The 17978-nt window shown below is 47.2% G+C and carries 17 protein-coding genes and 1 riboswitch; of the genes, 13 read left to right on the top strand and 4 right to left on the bottom strand.

Annotation, left to right across the window (positions count from 1 at the left end; translation table 11 throughout):
- The first annotated feature begins 99 nt into the window (after window positions 1-99).
- Together HFA01_RS04060 and HFA01_RS04055 are read left to right on the top strand one after the other, a co-directional pair.
- Complete coding sequence (locus tag HFA01_RS04060; RefSeq protein WP_167506153.1) at window positions 100-1251, top strand: zinc-ribbon domain-containing protein; 1152 nt, start codon at window positions 100-102, stop codon at window positions 1249-1251.
- 11 nt (window positions 1252-1262) lie between these two features.
- A complete protein-coding gene (locus tag HFA01_RS04055) occupies window positions 1263-2414 on the top strand; it encodes a S1C family serine protease (RefSeq protein ID WP_146813484.1) in 1152 nt (383 codons plus the stop codon).
- 127 nt (window positions 2415-2541) lie between these two features.
- On the opposite strand, the gene HFA01_RS04050 is transcribed toward HFA01_RS04055, so the two are convergent.
- Complete coding sequence (locus tag HFA01_RS04050; RefSeq protein ID WP_146813482.1) at window positions 2542-3999, bottom strand: flavin monoamine oxidase family protein; 1458 nt, start codon at window positions 3997-3999, stop codon at window positions 2542-2544.
- 124 nt (window positions 4000-4123) lie between these two features.
- Between HFA01_RS04050 and HFA01_RS04045 the strand changes: the two genes are divergently transcribed.
- Both HFA01_RS04045 and zupT read left to right on the top strand, forming a co-directional pair.
- Window positions 4124-4789 (top strand): SIMPL domain-containing protein, encoded by a 666-nt coding sequence (locus HFA01_RS04045; RefSeq protein WP_146813480.1) that lies wholly within the window; start codon window positions 4124-4126, stop codon window positions 4787-4789.
- Window positions 4790-5005: 216 nt separating this feature from the next.
- A complete protein-coding gene (gene zupT / locus HFA01_RS04040; RefSeq protein WP_146813478.1) occupies window positions 5006-5812 on the top strand; it encodes a zinc transporter ZupT in 807 nt (268 codons plus the stop codon).
- 40 nt (window positions 5813-5852) lie between these two features.
- Here the strand turns inward: zupT and HFA01_RS04035 are convergent, their stop codons facing one another.
- A complete protein-coding gene (locus HFA01_RS04035) occupies window positions 5853-6434 on the bottom strand; it encodes a YgjP-like metallopeptidase domain-containing protein (protein ID WP_146813476.1) in 582 nt (193 codons plus the stop codon).
- An 18-nt stretch (window positions 6435-6452) separates the two neighbouring features.
- Complete coding sequence (gene yfkAB, locus HFA01_RS04030) at window positions 6453-7577, bottom strand: radical SAM/CxCxxxxC motif protein YfkAB (RefSeq protein WP_146813474.1); 1125 nt, start codon at window positions 7575-7577, stop codon at window positions 6453-6455.
- A gap of 204 nt (window positions 7578-7781) precedes the next feature.
- On the opposite strand from yfkAB, the gene HFA01_RS04025 reads away from it, so the two are divergent.
- From HFA01_RS04025 to HFA01_RS04010, 4 genes are all read left to right on the top strand, one after another.
- Window positions 7782-8687, top strand: coding sequence for an SDR family oxidoreductase (locus tag HFA01_RS04025; RefSeq protein ID WP_218027757.1), 906 nt, complete (start codon window positions 7782-7784; stop codon window positions 8685-8687).
- Window positions 8641-9381 (top strand): alpha/beta hydrolase, encoded by a 741-nt coding sequence (locus HFA01_RS04020; protein WP_146813470.1) that lies wholly within the window; start codon window positions 8641-8643, stop codon window positions 9379-9381. Before HFA01_RS04025 ends, HFA01_RS04020 begins: the two co-directional genes overlap by 47 nt.
- An 81-nt stretch (window positions 9382-9462) precedes the next feature.
- A riboswitch (TPP riboswitch) is annotated at window positions 9463-9562 on the top strand.
- Between the two features lie 88 nt (window positions 9563-9650).
- Window positions 9651-10217 carry an energy-coupled thiamine transporter ThiT gene (gene thiT, locus HFA01_RS04015; protein WP_146813468.1) on the top strand — a complete coding sequence of 189 codons (567 nt, stop codon included), beginning with the start codon at window positions 9651-9653 and terminating at the stop codon, window positions 10215-10217.
- Window positions 10218-10924: 707 nt separating this feature from the next.
- Complete coding sequence (locus HFA01_RS04010; protein WP_146813466.1) at window positions 10925-12373, top strand: phospholipase D family protein; 1449 nt, start codon at window positions 10925-10927, stop codon at window positions 12371-12373.
- A 36-nt stretch (window positions 12374-12409) separates the two neighbouring features.
- On the opposite strand, the gene HFA01_RS04005 is transcribed toward HFA01_RS04010, so the two are convergent.
- On the bottom strand, window positions 12410-12757 hold the full coding sequence (locus HFA01_RS04005) for a YflT domain-containing protein (RefSeq protein WP_146813464.1): 348 nt from the start codon (window positions 12755-12757) through the stop codon (window positions 12410-12412).
- Between the two features lie 282 nt (window positions 12758-13039).
- On the opposite strand from HFA01_RS04005, the gene HFA01_RS04000 reads away from it, so the two are divergent.
- The 5 genes from HFA01_RS04000 to HFA01_RS03980 all read left to right on the top strand — a co-directional run bounded on the left by HFA01_RS04000 (window position 13040) and on the right by HFA01_RS03980 (window position 17968).
- Complete coding sequence (locus HFA01_RS04000; protein WP_146813462.1) at window positions 13040-13900, top strand: DUF1028 domain-containing protein; 861 nt, start codon at window positions 13040-13042, stop codon at window positions 13898-13900.
- 87 nt (window positions 13901-13987) lie between these two features.
- On the top strand, window positions 13988-14620 hold the full coding sequence (locus tag HFA01_RS03995) for a flavodoxin family protein (protein ID WP_146813460.1): 633 nt from the start codon (window positions 13988-13990) through the stop codon (window positions 14618-14620).
- 185 nt (window positions 14621-14805) lie between these two features.
- The gene (locus HFA01_RS03990; protein ID WP_146813458.1) at window positions 14806-16389 is read left to right on the top strand and encodes an L-lactate permease; all 1584 of its coding nucleotides are present in this window, start codon (window positions 14806-14808) and stop codon (window positions 16387-16389) included.
- A 79-nt stretch (window positions 16390-16468) separates the two neighbouring features.
- On the top strand, window positions 16469-17173 hold the full coding sequence (locus tag HFA01_RS03985; RefSeq protein WP_146813456.1) for a FadR/GntR family transcriptional regulator: 705 nt from the start codon (window positions 16469-16471) through the stop codon (window positions 17171-17173).
- A gap of 78 nt (window positions 17174-17251) precedes the next feature.
- Window positions 17252-17968 carry a (Fe-S)-binding protein gene (locus HFA01_RS03980; protein WP_146813454.1) on the top strand — a complete coding sequence of 239 codons (717 nt, stop codon included), beginning with the start codon at window positions 17252-17254 and terminating at the stop codon, window positions 17966-17968.
- The last annotated feature ends 10 nt before the right edge of the window (window positions 17969-17978 follow it).

Below are 17978 nucleotides of genomic sequence, written 5' to 3'. Positions count from 1 at the left end.
CCTATGTCGTTTACTTATCCAGTGTAAGGCATGCTATAATAGATAAGGATTCTTAGAGATTCCAGAATTATGAAAGTGATAGAAAAGGAGGACGGGACCATGACTGAATGTCCTCATTGCCAACATGTGATGGATGACGGTGCCCGTTTTTGTTCTCAATGCGGAAAGAACTTGATGCGAACACCTGAACAGAATAGCACGGCTAAACGATCGTGGTTGCCAATCATTACGCCTTTCGTCATGCTGGTCGTAATGGGGGTGGCCCTTTATTTTGTTTATGACTACCAGAAAGATGTGAATGCTGAAGTGGTCGCCATGAAAAAAGAAGCGGAGCAGGAAGCCCTTGCCGGGGAGTACCGGGAAGCGGAAAAGCTGCTCGTCGGGGCGATTGACCGCCGTCCGGAGATTGAAGCCCTTCAGAAGGAGCTCGGGACTGTGCAGGAAGCATTGACGTGGGACCAGGAGCTTGAGAAGGTGGGCCAGTGGATTGAAGAAGGTTCATTGAAAAAAGCGAGTGAGAAGCTTACAGCCATTCAAGAGTCCTTACGTCAGGAAGACAGCCGTCTGCTTGTCACGCTCATTCCGAAAATGAATGAAATGGATTCCAGACTAACGTTAAAGGAAGTCAATCAGGAACTTTCGAAGATTACAAACGTGGATGAACTGGCAGGGAAACTGAATACATTATCCGGCCTCAATTTGGAGGAAGCCTCCAAAGTCCGGGACAAAATCTTTGAAAAAATCGTGAACCAATCGACGAAGAAAGCAGAAGCAGCAGCGGGGGAAAAGCGCTATGCAGAAGCGATCGCCCTCATCGATCAGGGTTTGCAGTACGTTTCCAATGATGAAAAGTTGATTCAGTTGAAGGAACGGATCCAGCAGGAGAAAACGGCTTTCGAGCAAGCGGAACAGCAGAGACTTGAAAGCGCGATGCAGCAGGCCGCTCAGGATGAATTGCGTAACCAGACCCAGGCGCTTGAACTTGTTGATCTTACGATAACGAAAGATGAGTTCGGCGATTATAAAGTAGAGGGTTCGCTGAAAAGTGTGGCTACTCAAATCATCAGTACGGTGACCGTGAAGTACGACATCCTCGATAAAGATGGAAAGGTCGTCCGTTCTGAATCTGTGAAAGTTTTCCCGAACTATATGAACCCTGGAGATCAGGGGACTTTTGAAAAAGTACATTATGAATTGGATGAGGGAGATTACTCCGTCGAAATGACTGAGATGGAGTGGCTCGTAGAATAGGGGGATGGAAGATGAAGCGCTCTTGGATCATCAGCCTTCTCGCCACTCTTCTAATCCTCGGTGGCGGGATTGCCGGCGTTTTCTACGTGATGGATACCGTTCAACAGGACGTCACGGTTTCGGCTGTCTTAAATGAACCACCGGATGAGGATGAAGAGGGAGAAGTACCGAAAGAAACCCAGGAGATTATATTTGAATCGCAGAAGCTTGTCGTGCAATTAGAGCTCGGAGATGGTTCTGTCGGTTCTGGTTTTTTGTACAATGACCAGGGAGATATCATAACGAACGCACATGTCGTTGCGAATACAGAAAGTGTCAATGTCATTACATCAGATGGGAAGAAAATGCCCGGCGATGTGATCGGGGTCAGCCGCGACATTGACGTCGCTGTAGTGCGAGTGCCCGGCTTGAAAGGAAAAGAGCCACTGCCGATCAGGGAAGAAAATTCAGCAGAACTCCTCGATGAAGTGCTGGCGCTTGGAAGTCCACTCGGGCTCCAGAACACTGTGACGCGCGGGGAAATCAGCGGCCTTGAACGGACGCTTGACATCGAGCCTTTCCATTACAAAAACTTATACCAAATTTCAGCACCGATCTCACCAGGAAACAGTGGCGGCCCTCTTCTGGACAGGGAAACCGGTGAAGTGATCGGAATCAACTCCGCAAAAATGGATGACGAATCGATCGGGTTCAGCATTCCGGTTGCTGATGTGCTGTCAATGGTAAGGCGCTGGAGTGAATCCCCGATGCGCTCGCTTCCTGAGTTCCCGGAACTTACCGGTGAAGTCTACTCCCCTGTGACAGGGACGGATGCCGAGCAGGCGAGCTATATGGTGCAGTATTTTTATGACAGCATCAATCAGGGCGATTTCGTCACGGCTTATTCTCTGCTGAGCGCAAGCTGGCAGGAGGATATTTCATTTGAAGATTTCCGATCCGGCTACAACAATACGCTCAGTGTGAAGGTGGATAACCTTGTTGCAGACCCTCAAGGGGATACCGTCCAAGTCACCGCTTTCCTGACAGCGGAAGAAACGGTGGATGGCGAAGTGCAGATGAAGAAATACAAAGTCGTGTATCCAGTCAAAAAAGAAAACCAATCCGTCAAAATTTGGAGCGGTTCTGGTGAAGAGCTGAGTACCGAAGAGAAAGAAGCATCATAAGAATAAAAAATCCCCTTCCACTATGAACCGTGGAAGGGGATTTTTTGTGGGTGGGTGAAAATGGTGAACAGCAAGTCTGGCACCAGGTAGACATATTGTGGTGCCAGGCACCCCCTTCAACATCGTATCACCGTCGATTCATTTCTTTCGCAGCGCGGATGCCGGATTCGATCGCTCCTTCAATCCAACCGTGGTAGGAGGATGTCTGTTCGCCTGCAAAGTGGATCCGGCCTTCTGGTAGGGGCATCACTTCTTCAAGATCACGGCTCTGCCCTGGAGTGAACAAGGTGAAGCAGCCGGCAGAGAACGGATTTTGACTCCAATTGTAAACCACGCTCTGCATGTATTCCTCATAGACAACGTTTCCGTATACACGAGCGAGGTTCTCAAGGACTTGTTTGGTCGCTTCTTTTTGATCGAGGCTGTTGAACAAAAGGGCGTTCTGGCCCCATGTGTAACTGGCTAGTAGAATGCCGGGCCCCGGCATACCTTGGTGATGGCTCGCCTGATAAGCAAAGCGGATCGGCAAGTCGGAAATGAGGTTGCCTACCGGATACCGCTCCCAAAAACGGGACTTGAATTCAATGCCGATCTTAACGGCAGGTACGTTAATGACTTCTCGTATAGCCTGCCACTTCTTAAGCGATAAGCATCCGAAAGGAAAAACGTCTATGAATTGAAAAGCGCTGAAAGGAATGGTCGTCAGCAGAAGGTCACCACTCCAACACGATGGCTTCGAAAAACGCTGGTCTTCGGTATGGACGGTCACGCGGTCATGGTTGTGGACGATTTTCGTGACTTTTTGTTCGAAATAGATATTATCAATCAATTCAGGAAGAAAAGCATGAGGAAGCCGGTCATTGCCACCTTGAATTTCTACAAATTCTGTCTGACCATTAAAGATGGGAAACGTGATATCGATTAAAATATCCAGAAAAGAAAACTCAGGAAAACCTTCAATGCCAAGGACGAGCTTAATCATACGGACAGCATGATTGGACATCGAGGGACCGTAAGGATTGTTTCTTAAATATTCTCCCATCGAAAAATTAGAAAATTGATCCTCCAATTTCTTTTTCTCCTGATCCGAACTACTCCGGTAAAGGTGCAGGAACGGCTGGACAGCATCAAGAAACAGTTGCTTTGCCGTTTTCCCTCGTTCGTGCGGAAGGAGATGGAAGTGCAACTGGTCAGGGTTTTGTTCATATTCGGACCGAAACACCTTTTGGCCATTGATCATCAAAAGGTCGTTGGGTTTGGAATTGATAAAGGGGTTGGTCGACAGCCCGAATTTATCGATATACGTTTGGACGTACTGGTGATTTTTCGGAATTCTCATGGCGCCGACGTCTATGTAGTTTCCGTTTGAAAAAGGTTCCCGTACGGTATGGACCCTTCCGCCGACTCGATCGTTCCCTTCCAAAATCACAACGTCATGCCCGGCTTTCTTCAAAAGAGACCCGGCGACAAGTCCGGCCATGCCAGCACCTAAAATCAGAATCCGTTTTTTATGCCCGGATTTGGGTAACCCCTCAAGAATATAGGATTTATATTCTTTCACACTTTCTTCATAGACACGATGCATCGACGCCACCCCCCTTTTACTATCTATTCAAAAAATGGAAATAAAAGTATAGGGAGAAATCCTTATCTCGGAAAGGACATATTCCTTTGCTCTCCTTCATTATATAAAAAAGGGGGGATGCAAGATGTATTACCCAGGAATGAGACAAATGGCCAGAGAGGGCGAGAGCAGGCTTCTCAAAGTCAATGGTGTCGGAAAAGTTCAAGTCCGGCCGGATGTTGCCAATGTGAAGATCGGTGTCGTGACAAAGGACAAAAACTTGGAAACCGCACAACAGGAAAACGCCCGGACGATGGAGAACGTCCGCAATCAGCTGGTTGCTGCCGGGATCCCCGAAGAAAATATTCAAACGGCGGACTACTTCATTTTTCCTGAGTATGATTACGTAGACGGCAAGCAGGAGTTCCGTGGATATCAGGTGACCCATACCTTGAAAGTGACCGTTGACGATGTGAGTCAAACCGGCTATGTCATTGATACAGCAGTAGCGGCCGGGGCGAACCGGATCTCAAGTATTGCATTTACAGTGAGTGATCCGTATCAAAATTATCAGGAAGCGTTAAAAATCGCCCTCGGGAACGCGTTAGCCAACGCTCAGACGATTGCGAATACAATGGGATTGAACCTGGACCAAACGCCTGTCAAAATCATCGAAATTGGTACCACGCCTGCCGTTCCTGTACAAAGCTTTCAAAAGGCTGACGTACTTGGAGCAACCGCGACTCCGATTGAACCGGGGACGCTGGAAACCGTGGCCAGGGTGGAAGCTCATTTTCAATACTTACCGTAAGTCACCACTTTCCTGAGCGGAAGGTGGTTTTTTTATGGGCGAAAAAGGAAAGATTATGCACGGGTGCCTTTAAATATGAATATAAAAGTTAAGAATAATGTGTAGCACTTATTTTATGGGCTCATAAAATATAACTGAAACTAAAAAAGTTGCTCTAAGGAAAAACCTTCGTTACAATGTGCTTAGAGAAAATGTTCGAATTGAAGGAGAGGTACAATGGAAAACTTGTTATTGGCTTTCGGGCTGACTTTACTTGCCGGATTAGCTACAGGTGTAGGGAGTTTGATCGCATTTTTTGCGAAGACGACGAACACGAAGTTCCTTTCCCTTGCGCTCGGTTTTTCGGCAGGGGTGATGATCTATGTATCTATGGTGGAAATCTTTTTCAAAGCACAAGATTCACTTGTCGATGCGATGGGGAACGAAGCAGGTCAGTGGACGACGGTCGGCGCCTTCTTCGGGGGAATGCTTGTCATCGCACTCATCGATAAATTCATACCGAAGTCAGGAAACCCTCACGAAGTGAAAAAAGTGGAAGACATGGCGAAACGGGACACAGCCGTGAAAGATCCTGATTTATTGAAGATGGGAACGTTCACAGCTTTAGCGATCGCCATTCACAACTTTCCAGAAGGGATCGCGACATTTACGGCAGCCCTCAATGACCCGGCCCTGGGGTTAGCCATTGCCGCTGCGATTGCGATTCATAACATCCCAGAGGGAATCGCCGTTTCTGTGCCCGTTTACTATGCTACAGGAGACAAGAAAAAAGCGTTCAAGCTCTCTTTCTTGAGTGGTTTGTCTGAACCGGTCGGCGCCATTTTAGCATATCTATTGCTGATGCCGTTCTTGAACGATATGATGTTCGGTATTTTATTTGCAGGAGTGGCAGGGATTATGGTCTTCATTTCCCTGGATGAACTGCTTCCTGCTTCAAGAAGGTATGGAGAAGCGCACTTATCGATTTACGGGGTCGTCGCTGGTATGGCCGTCATGGCCTTGAGTCTCCTCTTATTCATATAAAAAATGCCCAGCAGGTTTGAAGCCTGCTGGGCATTTTTTGTTAGCACGTCTTTTCATGGATGAGATCTTTTATAGTCTCTTGGATCTTCTGTTTAGACCTCTGGATCAGCCGCCAGTTGAGATGAATGTGGTCGTCCTCTTTCATTCCAAGCTTCACCTGGTCTTCTTCTGCGTCGATTGGCGATTCGGACAACGTCGGAAATTTTTCACCGGCTTTACGGAACAGCCAATCGTTCACCTCTCTGCGAAGGTGTCCGTTCGCTTTTTCCTTTGTCCATTTTTCAGGATAAGCAAAAAGGAAGGTGCCTTTTTGAAAAGCAAAGCGGGCTTCATCCTGATGTTCGATCTTCAGCCGATAGGAGCGGCCAAGGTAAGTGATCTTTTCGTGATCGGAAGCTGTAAGAGCATCAATGGCGTATAAATCCTCGTGCGTTTGCTGCCATTTTTCCAGGATCCAGTCCGCCTTCTTCTCAACGAAAGCCTGGATTTTTGCTTCCTCTTTATGAGGGGAGACGGTCACTTTTACTCCATTCAAATCATCAAGGTAGATCTTAATAAAAGAGACGTCCTGCCTCTCTATAGTATAATCTATCGTTTTCTCTCTAATAGTCAGGGTCGGCATGGCGCTCTCCTTTCTACGTTACAACGTAATGTTCGCTTTCCGTTTTTGGAAATCGACTCCTTCATAGTACGTGTTTTTCACAAGCACATTCGGACCGAGGCACTTCACAGCAGGGCAGTGGCAGTTGAGGCTCTGCGCCGTTTTCGTAGACAGCCAGTTTTCATAGGCATCGCTAAGTTTCGTGTCTTGAATGTTTCCAAGGCCAGGCTCGTCACCGAAGTCTGTCACGATAATATCGCCCGAGAAGATGTTCACGTTCAGGCGGGAGCGCCCGTCCGGGTCGTTTCTTACCGTCACATTTTTTTCGCTGTACAGACGCTTCAGCATATCGAGATCGTCCTGGGAAGAACTGCATGGATAGTAAGGCAGTGTCCCAAACAACATCCACATGTCGTCATCCCGATGGTCAAGAAGACGGTTGATGCCCTCACGCATTTGTTCCAGGCTCAACGTCTCTAAGCTGCTGGCAAAATCCACAGGGTACATCGGATGGATCTCGTGGCGCGCGCACTTCATTTCTTTGACATGATCATGAATGGATTCAAGGTAAGGGAACGTACGACGGTTGAGCATCGTTTCTGCTGAAACCATCACCCCTTCTTCAGAAAGCCGCTGTGAATTTTCCACCATCCGGTCAAAGAACTTCTTACGGTTTTCTTCGGATGGCTTTCGTTCCATGCGGGCAAATCCGGTATGGATAAATTCTTCGATCGTTCCCCAGTTGTGGGAAATATGTAAAACGTCCAAATAAGGAATGATCGGGAGGTAACGCTCATAAGGAAGCGTCAAGTTCGAGTTGATTTGTGTCCGCACTCCGCGCTCGTGGGCGTATTTCAGCAGAGGAACGACATAATTTTCTACTGATTTCTTAGACATCATCGGTTCCCCGCCCGTGATGCTGAGCGTCCTGAGATGTGGGATTTCATCGAGCCGCTTCCTGAGCAAGTCCATCGGCAGAGCCTCGGGATCCTTCGCACCTAACGTATATCCGACTGCACAATGCTCACAACGCATGTTACAGAGCGTCGTTGTCGTAAATTCAATGTTCGATAACGTCATTTTTCCGTGTTCTTCCACGTCCATATACGCTTCCCAAGGGTCATAAGAGGGGGTAAGCGCTTGAAGCTTCATGTTCGTACTCATAAAATATGAAACTTCCTTTCTATTCAAATTTATTCGGTCGATAACCTTTACCATTCTATCATTAATATGCCTAAAACCATACATTATGTATCGGAATGATACGGTGATCTGCCTGACCGGAGCTGTTTAGGTTTCTGTGAAAGAGGAGAATAAGGGTGTGACAGCGAAAGATATGGGGTAACGATTAGCACAAGGGGGAGTCAGATTATGAAACAAACCGTACTCATTACCGGAGCATCCAGTGGATTCGGTTTCCATACAGCTGTGAAATGTGCCGAAAAAGGCTTTCGTGTCATTGCCACGATGAGAAACGTAGAAAAGGCCGTCGCCTACGAAACACTTGACGAGGAAGTGCGCAACCGCATCGAAGTGTGGCCGTTGGATGTGACGGATGAACAATCCATCGCGCGTTTTTCAGAAAAAGTGAACACGCTGGGAAGGTTGGACGTTCTCGTGAATAACGCGGGCTATGCGGTGGGTGGATTTCTTGAACAGGTACCGCTAGAAACCTACCGGAAGCAGTTTGATACCAATGTGTTTGGTGTGATTGCCGTTACGAAAGCGGTTCTGCCACTGATGCGCGCTCAGGGAAAAGGGAAAATTTTAAATGTCAGCAGTGTGAGCGGATTGATCGGTTTTCCAGGTTTATCTGCGTATGTTTCCTCCAAACACGCATTGGAAGGATTATCGGAAAGCCTCCGTTTCGAAGTGAAACCGTTCGGGATTGATGTCGCGCTGATCGAGCCAGGCGCATATCAGACCAATATTTGGTCGACAGGGCTTGAAATGCCGGAAGAAGTCCAGGACCCTGAATCTCCTTATGCCGATTACATAAAAGGGTTGTGGAATGCGTTGAACAGTGAAACCCACGGGAACCCTCAGGACGTGTCTGATCTGATGACCGGACTGATGGAAAAAGAAACGCTTGTGAAACTCCGCTATCCAATAGGTCCCGGAGTTCGTGTGAATGTGTGGTTCAAACGCTTGCTGCCGTGGAGGTGGCTGGAGAAGACGGTGTTACAAAAAATTCTAGGAAAAGAGAAAGCCAAAGGAGTGGGGTTGAATGGAAAAAGTGATGCATGGAGCGGAGGAGATGCGCTTCGAGGGTAATGAAGTCGGCATTCTTGTCTCACACGGGTTTACCGGTACAACACAGAGCATGAAGCCATTAGTCGAAGCGTATGCAAGGTCAGGTTATACGGTCTGCTGTCCTCGATTGAAAGGGCACGGAACGACCCCGGAGGACATGGAATCGACCTCTCATCTGGACTGGGTGAAATCTATAGAAGAAGGATACGCCTGGTTGAAAGAAAGGTGTTCAAAAGTATTTGTCGTCGGGTTATCGATGGGTGGAACCCTTGCCTTGTATATGGCGAGTGAGCACCGGGATATTGAAGGCGTCATTCCGATCAATGCGGCGATCGATATCCCAGCCCTTGAAAATAGTCAGGGAATGGACGAACGCTTCATTGATGCCATCGGCTCGGATATCAAGGATCCGGAAACCGTTGAACTTGCGTATGATCGCACGCCGGTGAAATCCATTGGCGAGCTCGTCACATTGATGGGTAAAGTGAAGGACAGGCTTGACGAAATCCATTGCCCGATCATGATTTTCGTATCGGATGAGGATCACGTCGTTCCACCTCACAATTCAGAAGTCATTTTCGAATCCGTGTTTTCTGAACATAAGGAGATCATCCACCTGGAAAACAGTTACCATGTGGCCACACTGGATCATGATAAGGATATGATCATCGAGCGTACGCTGGAATTTTTCCAAATGTACACAAACACGAAGTGATTGCCCGGGAAATAGAAAAGGTTTTGTAATCTAGTAAAAAGTTTATTATAATAGAGACAAATCAAGAAAAGTAAACGGTATAAAGCCTTCAAGGGGAGCCTCCGGCTGAGAGTGAACGTTTCGTTCTGACCCTTCGAACCTGTCAGTTAGCACTGGCGTAGGGATGGCGGCTTTTTTGATGGTGCAATGCAAAATTGGGACTCCTCCATCAGGAAGCTTCCCTATTTGGCGTTGCTTTTTTTGTGTCTTTTTTTAGGAGGAATGTTGAAATGAGAAATCGTCGCGTTTTATTTCTCGTAGAAGTTGCGATCTTTTCAGCACTCGCATTATTGTTGGATATCATCCCGTTTTTATCATTTAAACTATGGGCGCAGGGAGGTTCGGTTTCCTTTGCGATGGTCCCTGTGTTCATCATGGCTTTTCGCTGGGGCTTAAAAGGGGGCGTCACCACCGGTCTGCTACTGGGAATCTATCAAATCATGACAGGTGCCTATATTATGACCCCTCTCCAGGCATTTCTGGACTATGTCGTTGCCTTTGCTGTGATTGGAGGGGCAGGCTTAGTGGCGAAACCACTATGGAATGCGATCAAATCGAAAGAGTCCCGTCGATTGGTCGGATGGATCATCGTCGGCTGCCTGATCGGAAGTGTCCTGCGCTTTTTCGGCCACTTTTTCGCTGGCATCGTTTTTTACGGAGAGTTCGCCCCGGAAGGCCAGCCGGTCTGGTTGTATTCCCTCGTCTATAATGGCGGATACATGCTGCCTGCGTTTATCTTAAGCAGTATCGTCGTCAGTCTCCTATTCGTAAAACGACCAAAACTATTAAGCCATTAACAAAAATCCCCCTCTCCATGTCGGAGCATCGAGAGGGGGATTTTTTCATTATTAATTTTCATATACGCTCCTTATTCTTGAAGGCACAGCTTTTTAGATAACCGGGGTTCGTTTAGCGTATTGAAATTCAGGGGTGGTTGGGAAGCAACTCGCTTTCCTGTGGGGGAGTGGCGAGCTTCCTCGGGCTACCGCCCTGCGGGATCTCGCCGATCTCCTTTCTCCCACGGGAGTCTCGCAGCTTCCCAACCACCCCATTCGATGTATGTGAGAAACGAACCCCTTTACCAAGTTGGATTTTTCCACTATCCCACTTTTGGAAGCATAAAGAGCTCGGTATCAAGCTTTCAGAATTCAAACACTTAGACAGGGGAGGATATCTTTATACTCTCACCAAACTGAATGGCTGCTTATTCGAGAAGTGGTTTCGAGACACTGATTAGGTAAAGGGGCGGAGGGAAACGGTGAGACTCCTATGGGGTGTGCGGGACAGGTGAGAGCCCGGAAGGCGTAGCCTGAGGAGGCTCACCGCCCGCCCCATGGAAAGCGAACTGTTTCCCGGAGTTCCCTATCCACCTTCAAACATCTCGAAACTGAGTCTTCAAGAATCTCAATAAAATGTGCTTTATTCATTTTTTTCTCCAATCAAGGTTTGAAACGGGCCATTATAGTGAAAATAAAATAAGCACTCTAGTTGAGGAGGCTACATAATGAACCGTTTGAAGCGGATTGGAAAGAGCAAGTGGTTTTGGATCATCGTCGTCATTATCGCTATTTTAAGTGTTACGATTGCCTATCATACTTCATGGAAAGCTCTCCCTGAGGGGATTTCTTATGAAGGAGAAGCGCATCAGATGGAAAATATCGAGTTTTTCCGTGATTTATCATATGAAAATGAAGCAGGAAAAACGGTACATGACCTTCAAGTTTTTGAAGAGATCAACCAGACAATCTCAGAAGCTGAGGACTTTATTGTAGCGGATATGTTTTTATTTAATGGCTACACGAACGGGAAAAACGAGTTTCCGAAGATATCCGAAAATTTAGTGGATGCCATTTTAAAAAGGAAAGAGGAAGTTCCTGATTTGAAGGTCGTTTTTATTACGGATCGGATCAATACGGTTTATGGATCGTATGAGTCGGAGACCATCAAACGCCTCGAGGATGGCGGGGTGGATGTCGTTTTGACCAATTTAAATAAGTTGAGAGATTCGAACCCTTTATACTCGAGCGTATGGCGGCTTTTGTTTTCATGGATGGGGACCGGAGACAATGGATGGATCAGTAACCCTATGGCCAAGGAAGCTCCAGATGTGACGCTCAGGTCCTATATGAAATTGATGAACATTAAAGCGAACCATAGGAAAGTTCTCGTCACAGAGAAATCTGCGATTGTCTCAACAGCCAACCCTCACGATGCCAGTGGTTATCATGAAAACGTCGCGTTTAAGATGACGGGGCCGATCATCAAAGATATTTTAGAAGCTGAAGAAGCGGTGGTGAACTATTCGGGTGAGGCTGATTTTCCTGATTATGAAAATCGTAATTGGGAGGAGCAGGAAGGGCCGATCACGACACGGTTTGTTACGGAAGGAAAGATCTACAAATCGATTCTTGAAGAATTTTCGAAAGCTGGTGAGGGAGACACCGTATGGCTCGGCATGTATTACTTAGCCGATAAAAAAATCATGAATTCCATCGATGAGGCAGCCAACCGCGGAGCTACAGTGAACATTGTGATGGATCCAAACAAAAAAGCGTTTGGTCACGAAAAAACCGGCATACCCAACTTACCTGTGGCTGCCGAGTTACAGAATTTGGGTAACGAAAATATTCATTTGCGTTGGTATGATGTCAATATTGAGCAGTACCATACGAAGATGCTTTATATCGACCATCCTGAGGAGGATGTCATCATCGCCGGGTCCGCGAACTATACGCGCCGTAACCTTTCCAACTTAAACTTGGAAGCCGATGTTGTCATCAAAGGGGATGGGGAAGAGCAAGTGTTCCAGGATGTCAATGATTACTTTACTCGTATATGGAACAACGAAGAGGGACATTATACGGCTGATTATAAAGAATACCAGGACAATTTAACATTCATCCGTTATGCCACTTACTACTTGCAGAAGTGGACATGGTTTACCACATACTAATAAAAAGGGAGCGCACATGCCGTGCGCTCCTTCTTTTTATAATAATGCTTCTGCTTTCGACGGGTTTGTCACGATCAGGAGAACTTTCCCTTCATCCAAGTCTTCTTCGTATTCTTCTGCTTCTTGTTCAGAAAATCCGATTTCCTGAAGTTTCGTTCGTAGTTCATCGCCCTGTTTGTTGAAGAGATTACTAATCACGTTTTTGACGTCCTGTTCTGAGAGTCCGATGGTATTGGCGTTTACGTTCTTGGCAATGCGGTCAGTGCGGTCGTCATCGTGGGACAGAATGTAGATGTCTTTGTTGTCGATGCCTTCATCTTTTAAACGCTTCACATCTTCCATCAGTTTTTCATCATTTGTGTATTCTCTTACGGTTGGTTTCATATAGAATCGCTCCTTTTTCTTAATAGCTGCTACGGTATGGAATGTACCCGGTTGGTCGTGGATAAAACCTCTGGATGGGCAGGGGGTTTATTAACCAAACCGAAAAGGATATCAATCAGAATGTAGAAATATCAATTAAAAATTTGATATATCCATTGAAAATTCAATAGATCCATTAGAATTAAGAGATATCCACTAAGGGTCTTAGCTTCCAATCTTAAACGGAAATTGCAGGAAATTGTCCAATCATCTCGAATTACATACAAGATTGGAGGGAAGAAAATGAAATCAAAGGTTATTGCTACGTTTTCTATTTGTGCCCACGCTCCTGAAACGGGAGAATGGGGCGTTGCTGTGCAGTCGAAGTTTTTAGGTGTGGGATCGATTGTCCCATGGGCAAAGGCAGGTGTCGGAGCGATTGCTACTCAGGCATTTGGCAACCCGCAGTACGGACCGGACGGCCTGAAGCTGCTCGAACAAGGGCTTTCAGCTGAAGAAGTGATCGAGCGCCTTACTTCCGACGACCCTCAAAAGGAAGACCGTCAAGTCGGAGTTGTCGATGCGAAAGGAAACGGGGCTACGTTTACAGGTGAAGAGTGCTACGAGTGGGCTGGCGGTAAAGTCGGCAAACATTATGCGGCTCAAGGGAACATCCTTGTGAATGAAGAGACCGTCACCGATATGGGCGAAGCTTTTGAACAGGCGGAAGGTTCTCTTGCGGATCGTTTAATGACTGCGATCAAAGCGGCTCAGCGTGCAGGCGGAGACAGTCGTGGGAAGCAATCGGCAGCCATCCTCGTCGTGAAAGATAAAGCTGGATATGGAGGGCTCAGTGACGTCGCCGTCGATCTCCGAGTGGATGATCATCCGGAACCCATTGAAGAGCTTGACCGTATCTATCAGCTTCATCAACTCTATTTTGGGGCGTCCAAGCCTGAGGAAGTCGTGGAAGTGGAAGGAGATGTGAAGAAAGAGGTCGAGCACCATCTGCGCCGTCTCGGGTACCTCACTTCAGAGGACGTCTCTTCCGATGAGTTTCACGATACATTCACGACCTACTTGCACACGGAAAACTTTGAAGGTCGTGAGCAGGAGCGGGGGAAAATCGACTTGAAAGTTTTTGAATACATGAAAAATCAATGATAGAGAAAAGCCGTACATCTAAGATGTGCGGCTTTTTGATTGAACGTTTTTACGAAAGGGAAAGGGGCAGGATAGGAGGTGGATGATATGACAAAATTGAAAGCGATCGTTCTGAATGCATCCTTGAAGAATACGGAGGCAGAAGAGCCTTCCCATACAGAAGGTCTGAGTCGTGAAGTTCTGGAGATTCTTGAAAGAGAAGGCGTAGAAACGGAAATCGTCCGCCTGGCGGATTATCATATTCCTTATGGCATCAGCGGTGATCTGGGAAGCGGAGATATGTGGCCGCAAATCTTTGAAAAAGTGAAAGAAGCTGACATCGTCCTGTTCGGAACACCGCTGTGGCTTGGTGAAAAGAGCAGTCTCGCTACCGTAGCGATGGAGCGCTTGTATGGCAGCAGCGGAGAAACGAATGACAAAGGCCAGTCGATCTTTTACAACAAAGTCGGAGGCGTCATCATTACAGGTAACGAAGATGGTGCGAAGCATGCGGCAGCCTCTGTGCTTTATGGAATGTCGCACATTGGCTTTGTTGTGCCGCCGAATGTGGATGCGTACTGGGTGGGGGAAGCTGGACCCGGCCCTTCTTATTTAGAGGGTGATGGTCAAAACAACGAATTTACAAAAAAACATGTTGAAATGCTCGCGTATAACACGCTCCATTTTGCACGCATGTTAAGAGAACATCCGATTCCGGCAGAAGGAAACCGGATGGAGTAAACCTTCCTTAAAGGCGTTAAGACCAGGGATTTAAAAGGCCTGGTCTTTTCTTTATGAATTCCATTAAAGCGATTGCAAAACCTCCACCATAGGTATAAAATATAATTAAAGCAGGTCATCTGATGACCTTACTTTTATACATGTATTGAAAGCGTTGACATTACGTGTGGTGGGGGAGGATTTATATGATTTTATTTGTGGCATTAAGTGCGATACTTGCTCCTTTTATCTTTTTGGTCCTTTTACGGATGCCGGCAAAAAAAGGGATGTTGTATAGCGCGTTGATTGTGATCAGCCTGGCATACTTCGTCTGGGGTGTGGGGGAAAGGGTGATCGCCGCCTCTATCCTTGAGGGGGCACATAAGACGTTGACCATCTTGTTCATCTTATTCGGTGCGATTGTCCTTTTGAATACGCTGAGAAACACTGGAGCTGTGGACCGGATCAATCAAGGATTCCGGAGCATTTCCAAAGACATGAGAGTCCAGATTGTGATTGTTGCCTTCTTGTTTGGTGCCTTGATTGAAGGGGCCGCAGGGTTTGGGACACCGGCGGCTGTAACAGGCCCGTTGATGGTGGCTTTAGGATTTTCCCCGTTGGCTGCTGCAGCCATTGCGCTTATAGCGGATAGTTCGGCGGTTTCGTATGGAGCTGTCGGAACCCCGATTCAGGTCGGGTTGAGCAATATTCCAGGAGCGGATCTTTCTTTTTACAAAGAAATCGGAGTCCATGTCGCTTTTTTTGATCTGTTTGCGGGGAGCTTCATTCCACTTATTCTTGTGGTTATCCTAACCGTCTTTTTTGGTAAACAGCGTAAGCTCAAGGATATAACGCAAATGATTCCGTGGACCCTTTTGATCGGTTTCACCTATACGTTGTCCGCTTATCTTTATGCCAATTTGTTCGGTCATGAGTTCGTAGCCATTTTAGCTTCCTTGACCGGCCTGCTTGTGGCCACCTTAACGGCAAAGAAAGGTTTTCTGCTTCCCGATGAACCTTGGCAGGAAGCTCTTCAAGAGGAAAAAAGGGCCGATGAACCTGTCTCTATGAGCTTGTGGGGGGCCTGGTCACCTTATGTGATCATTGTTCTGCTCCTTCTTGTGACAAGGATCGTTCCAGCGGTCAAAACCTTCACGTTGACCTGGGTTGATCTTTCTTGGGCGGATATTTTAGGTGTGGAAGGCATTACATCCTCCTGGCAGGTGCTTTATTCTCCGGGGTCTGTACTCGTCTTTGCAGCCATGACGGCGGTCGTTGTACAAAGGAAATCGTTTGACCGATTTACGAAGGCAGCAAGAGAATCTATTCTTTCCATGAAGGATGCGGCTTTAGCTTTAGTTGCGACACTCGCTCTTGTCCAGGTGTTTACGAATTCAGGAATGAACGCTCAAGAACTTGTGAGCATGCCTCAGTATATCGCCCAGACTCTCGCTGGAGGATTCGGTTCCATGTGGGTCATGGTTGCGCCTTTTCTAGGCCAGCTTGGAGCGTTCATTACTGGGAGCGCTACGGTATCCACCTTGACGTTTTCTCCCGTTCAGTACAGCATTGCTCAAGAAACAGCGCTGGCTAAAGATACGGTCCTGTCTTTGCAAGTCCTTGGTTCAGCGGCAGGCAATATGATTTGTGTGCATAATGTCGTAGCGGCAGGAGCGGTCGTAGGGCTCGCTGGAAAAGAAGGGGAGATCATCAGGAAAACGATCGGCCCTGCTTTGTTGTATGGACTGCTTGTCGGCATCGCCGCTCTCGTGTATCTCTTCTTTACGTAGAAATCGCTTTCTCTTTTAAAGGGTTTGTTTTTCGATTAGAATAAAAAGAAGAGACAAGCGAAACTTTGGAGGAAACCGCATGAATTATAAACCGATTCGGACGAAAAAAATATACGAACAAGTGGCCGATTCTCTTTTGGAATCATTGAAAAATGGGGAATTGAAGCCGGGAGATAAACTGGACAGTGTCGAGAGCCTGGCCGGCAGTTTCAGTGTCGGAAGATCGGCCATCCGTGAAGCGTTAAGTGCCCTGAGAGCCATGGGCATTCTCGAAATGCGTCAGGGGGAAGGGACGTATGTGAAGGCTTTCGACCCTTCGCGCTTTTCTTTACCCACATCCGTTGCCTTTTTAATGAAAAAGGAAGATTTGAAAGATCTGATGGAAGTGAGACACATATTAGAAGTAGGGGCGGCCGGGACAGCTGCGTGGACGAGGCAGGAGGATGACCTCCGAGCGATGGCGCAGGCCTTGTCGGATATGGAAAAAGCAAAAGGAAACGGGGAGCTCGGAGAAAAAGCGGACCTTGAATTCCATATCGCACTTGTCCAGGCGACGCAGAATCAGATTTTGATCAATTTGATGAACAGCGTTTCGGAAATTATGATGCAGGCCATGAGAGAAACCCGCAAACTTTTGCATACGCCTGAAGGAACGAGCCGGTTGCTTGAGCAGCATAAACAAATTCTCGACGCCGTCAAAGCTCAGGATGAAGCATTGGCCCAAGAGGCGATGGTCCGTCACTTGCAAAGTGTGGAAGAACATCTAGCTGAATATTTATCATGAAAAGGATTCTGTTGTCAGTATCCTTTCTCAAAAAACAAGTCATCTGATGACCTTATGTTTAAAAGGGAGGACATAACAGTGAAAGTATCGTTATTTATCACCTGTCTGTGCGACACCTTCACCCCGGACGTCGGGAAAGACACCGTCCAACTGCTCGAACGTTTCGGGTGTGAGGTGGATTTTCCAGAGAACCAGACTTGTTGCGGACAACCGGCTTTCAACAGCGGGTACAAGCAAGAGTCGATCCAAGCGATGAAACAAATGATTACTGCCTTTGAAGCTTCCCCGTACGTTGTCGGTCCATCCGGTTCCTGTGTGCAGATGATCAAGGAGTATCCTCATGCATTGAGGGATGAACCGGAATGGAGCGAACGTGCCCGGGCCGTTGCAGATAAAACTTATGAACTGACCCAGTTTTTGGTGGAAGTTTTACAAGTGGAGGATGTGAAGTCAGCGTTCCAAGGGACCGCGACGTATCATCCGTCCTGCCATATGACACGTCTCCTAGGAGTGAAGGATGCGCCGAGAATTTTACTGGAAAACGTGGATGGACTGAATCTGATCGAGCTCCCGATGAAGGAAGACTGCTGTGGGTTCGGGGGAACGTTCGCGGTTAAAAATGCCGCCGTGTCCGGGCAAATGGTGGAAGAAAAAGCCCAGCATATCGTTGAGACCGGGGCGGAATATCTCATCGGGGGCGATATAGGCTGCCTGATGAACATGGGTGGATGCATGCGCCGGAATAAACAGGACGTGAAAGTGCTGCATATTGCTCAAGTGTTGAACAGCCAATAAGAAAGGAGAG

This window comes from Halobacillus faecis (genome assembly GCF_007991335.1).
Lineage (GTDB): Bacteria > Bacillota > Bacilli > Bacillales > Halobacillaceae > Halobacillus > Halobacillus faecis.
This window is presented reverse-complemented; position numbering and strand designations above follow the sequence as displayed.

What these genes read in the sequence shown, in the direction of transcription:
- HFA01_RS04010 (WP_146813466.1), top strand. Translation starts at nt 10,925, where the DNA reads ATGAACCGTTTGAAGCGGATTGGAAAGAGCAAGTGGTTTTGGATCATC.
- HFA01_RS04060 (WP_167506153.1), top strand. Translation starts at nt 100, where the DNA reads ATGACTGAATGTCCTCATTGCCAACATGTGATGGATGACGGTGCCCGT.
- HFA01_RS03985 (WP_146813456.1), top strand. Translation starts at nt 16,469, where the DNA reads ATGAATTATAAACCGATTCGGACGAAAAAAATATACGAACAAGTGGCC.
- thiT (WP_146813468.1), top strand. Translation starts at nt 9,651, where the DNA reads ATGAGAAATCGTCGCGTTTTATTTCTCGTAGAAGTTGCGATCTTTTCA.
- yfkAB (WP_146813474.1), bottom strand. Translation starts at nt 7,577, where the DNA reads ATGAGTACGAACATGAAGCTTCAAGCGCTTACCCCCTCTTATGACCCT.
- HFA01_RS03990 (WP_146813458.1), top strand. Translation starts at nt 14,806, where the DNA reads ATGATTTTATTTGTGGCATTAAGTGCGATACTTGCTCCTTTTATCTTT.
- HFA01_RS04050 (WP_146813482.1), bottom strand. Translation starts at nt 3,999, where the DNA reads ATGCATCGTGTCTATGAAGAAAGTGTGAAAGAATATAAATCCTATATT.
- HFA01_RS04055 (WP_146813484.1), top strand. Translation starts at nt 1,263, where the DNA reads ATGAAGCGCTCTTGGATCATCAGCCTTCTCGCCACTCTTCTAATCCTC.
- HFA01_RS04020 (WP_146813470.1), top strand. Translation starts at nt 8,641, where the DNA reads ATGGAAAAAGTGATGCATGGAGCGGAGGAGATGCGCTTCGAGGGTAAT.
- HFA01_RS04035 (WP_146813476.1), bottom strand. Translation starts at nt 6,434, where the DNA reads ATGCCGACCCTGACTATTAGAGAGAAAACGATAGATTATACTATAGAG.
- HFA01_RS04000 (WP_146813462.1), top strand. Translation starts at nt 13,040, where the DNA reads ATGAAATCAAAGGTTATTGCTACGTTTTCTATTTGTGCCCACGCTCCT.
- zupT (WP_146813478.1), top strand. Translation starts at nt 5,006, where the DNA reads ATGGAAAACTTGTTATTGGCTTTCGGGCTGACTTTACTTGCCGGATTA.
- HFA01_RS03995 (WP_146813460.1), top strand. Translation starts at nt 13,988, where the DNA reads ATGACAAAATTGAAAGCGATCGTTCTGAATGCATCCTTGAAGAATACG.
- HFA01_RS04005 (WP_146813464.1), bottom strand. Translation starts at nt 12,757, where the DNA reads ATGAAACCAACCGTAAGAGAATACACAAATGATGAAAAACTGATGGAA.
- HFA01_RS04045 (WP_146813480.1), top strand. Translation starts at nt 4,124, where the DNA reads ATGTATTACCCAGGAATGAGACAAATGGCCAGAGAGGGCGAGAGCAGG.